Annotated in this window: 3 protein-coding genes; all 3 read right to left on the bottom strand. The window is 48.8% G+C overall.

The genetic code is table 11. The annotated features are described in order from the left end of the window. Nucleotides 1-48 precede the first annotated feature (48 nt). Entirely contained in the window at nt 49-234 is a 186-nt protein-coding gene (locus D1841_RS16930; RefSeq protein WP_160644821.1) for a hypothetical protein, read from the bottom strand. Nucleotides 235-239: 5 nt separating this feature from the next. Further along, the gene (locus D1841_RS16925; RefSeq protein WP_160644820.1) at nt 240-578 is read right to left on the bottom strand and encodes a hypothetical protein; all 339 of its coding nucleotides are present in this window, start codon (nt 576-578) and stop codon (nt 240-242) included. Between the two features lie 265 nt (nt 579-843). Beyond that, the coding region (locus tag D1841_RS16920) for a phage/plasmid primase, P4 family (protein ID WP_207709234.1) at nt 844-2,808 on the bottom strand (1,965 nt) is incomplete at its 5' end.

Here is a 2,808-nt window from a genome sequence, read left to right as displayed (position 1 = left end):
CGGCTCCTATGTGTCAGGTTGTGGAAGGCGTGACACATGGGGGCTTTCTTACACATTGATGTACGGGAAGCAGGATAGAAGCAACTCCACAAGGGAATCGCTGGGACAGTGGGCCACGATCCAGGCAATACGCAAATACGCATCAATCCGGCCCCTGGGATCGTCAGCGTAGGCGGCATCAATCCGCTTGGAAGCCGCTTTAATCGCCCTGTTGATCCGCTGTTCTTGCGTCATGGCGGTTACTCTCCTTTCTGCTTATCCTGGAACATCGGCAAATACTTATCTACCAGAATATCCAGGCAGATTTCCACATCCCGGCTAACCTCACCGGGATAGATCATATTGAGAAGCGGCGAGCCAAGGAACCCAAGCACTTCAACCACGGCTATCAGCTTGCACTTCTGGCGCTTGACGTTCTTCAGGTTGCGGCGATTCTCTTTGTTGGTGGGTTCGCCTATTGCGTAGTTTTTGGCGGCGTTAATGATCTCCGATTCTTCCATATTTTCAAATCCAGAAAGAAACGTGGAAATCATTTCGCCGTTTTCGTAGAAAACAAAACATTTTCTCAACTTTTTCACGACCTTTCTATATTTGCGGGGTGTCGCTGATACTGTCGCAGATGTAATTTACATTTTTCGGACTGAAAACCGTTGCGCCACAAGGCTTTGCGCTGATTTTTCGGGGATGTCGCACATATAATAAAATCTCTTATATAAATTAGTACATTCCGATCCAATTCAAAATTTTACATTAAGAAGTTCAAAGTATCTGCGACATCTGCGACAACAACGCTTAAACTGTTGCGGCGCAAGGGCTTCCGGTGTCGCTGATGTACTAAATCAATCAGCGACAATCAGCGACATCAGCGACAGCCACAAAGATTTTACAACTTTTCCCTTTAATCCGCTGGTCTTTCGTTTTCAGGTTCAGCCGCTTGCAGATTTGCCGGGAAAACTCAATGCTTGAAAGTGCGGTAAACTTGTTCAAGTTGCAGTAGGCGTTATACTGCTGGTAAACGCTCCTGGTTGGTTCATTCAAAATATCATCCAGGCCGATTTCATCAATGAAGCCGATTAAGGGGTTATTGCGTTCCTCATACTCCCTGTTTGCGGCCTTGACTTTCTGCGGCTCTGTGAAATGCTTTTGTGCAAGCGCCCGTTTCAGGCCAGCCAGGGACAGCACGATCATATATTCCAAGTGTTCCTGATGGGCCAGCTTGTATTTTAATTGCGGGTCATAATCGGGATCGTCCGGGGTGAATTTTGCATCGAAGGGGACGATTGCAAGCCGCCGTTGTACGGCTCCGGTTTTATCCTTGATCCGGGGAATCTCATTTGCGCTGAAAAGGAACGTGGAGTAGTTATTAAACTCGAAGGGGTCTTGTCCCTTGCGTTCAGCGTTCACCCGATCCCCTGTTACCAGCTTGCGGAAGGTGGACGCATTGGCAATAAATTCATCACCAATATCATCACCGATATTTGCCAGCTTGCCGAACAGTTCAGCGGTTTTGAACCTGTCCCCAAGTTCTTTCAGATCAAGGGAAGCAATGTTCTGATCTCCCAACATATGGTGTATGATGTAAAGAAACGTTGATTTGCCGTTGCCCTTCTCACCAATCAGGATCAGCGCCTTTTCTAAGCTGTTGCGGCGGTACAGACAGTAACCGGCAACTTCTTCCAACAGCGCCCGGATACCGGGATCGTTGCAAGTGATCTTGTTCAAGGTGTGATTCAACAATTCCGAATAGGCGGCGGGATTGTAGGGCCAGGGGATACGGTTCAAGATAACCTCGTTTGGGTTGAACTCCTTAAACTCGTCTGTTTCCAGGTCATACAGACCATTAGAAAAGGCTATCAGGGTAGGCCGGGACTGCTCTTTTTTAGGAGAGATACGCCGTAGGCGCTTTGTAACCTCTTTGATCTGCGAATCCTTCAGCACCGGCAATTCTTTGATTATGGCCCGTTCTAATGCGTCCTCGGTGGCATTGTATACGCCATCTTGGTAAATGCACAGTTGGTCTTGGATCAGGCAAACATTGTGGTTCCGCATGATGTATTCGGCAAATTGGTCATGCAGGAACTTGTTACCCTTGAAGAAACACTTCTTTGTAAAAGCATCGTCCCGCAAAATGGTATCAAGTTCCCTGTCGCTTACCGGCTCCCGCAAAACGTACTTGTTTGTGATCGTGATTGTCTGCCGGATTTCCTCAACGGTCAGCCCGTTACGCTGAAGGGAGAGAATGTAGGCAAATAGGGTATCGTTGCGCCCGTCCCCGTCCCCCATGCTCTGGAAGTCGATCATGGTATCCACCGGCCAGAACCAACATGGAATATCCTGATAGGGGCCTTCATCATAAACGGTGCGGCGGTCTACCCCCTGCCAGCGGATACACTCTAAGCCATTCTTCCGGCCCAACTTTATATCCACCACAATTCCACAGGCCAGCATGACTTCAGTAGCGCCCTTCTTGATCCTCGCTTGCCGGTCAAGGAAATTGGCGTGGATACCTCTGCCGCCGTCCCGGTCAGTCACCCGGCACTTCAACCCCTCACCCTGGATCACTTTCAACAGCAATTCGCTGTTGTCCTGATCGTCAGCGTCCAGCAACACAGCATCCGGGGCCAGAATTGCGGAAACGCCTTTGTAGGTATCACAGTTTTCGTAGGGCCATTGATTTTCCGGTTTGGTGTAAGCAAGTTTGGTGGCTTTCTTCCCCTCTTTGGTCAGCTTGTCATTCAGCGGGGTATATGCTTTCCAAAAAGGATCGTCGTTGTGGTCTATGCTCAAAATCTCACCTTCTTTTTTTTT

This window comes from Neglectibacter sp. X4 (assembly GCF_009917365.1).
Classification (GTDB): domain Bacteria; phylum Bacillota; class Clostridia; order Oscillospirales; family Acutalibacteraceae; genus Acutalibacter.
Note: the sequence above shows the minus strand (reverse complement) of the source record. Positions and strands in the feature narration are given on the sequence as shown.

What these genes read in the sequence shown, in the direction of transcription:
- D1841_RS16930 (WP_160644821.1), bottom strand. Translation starts at nt 234, where the DNA reads ATGACGCAAGAACAGCGGATCAACAGGGCGATTAAAGCGGCTTCCAAG.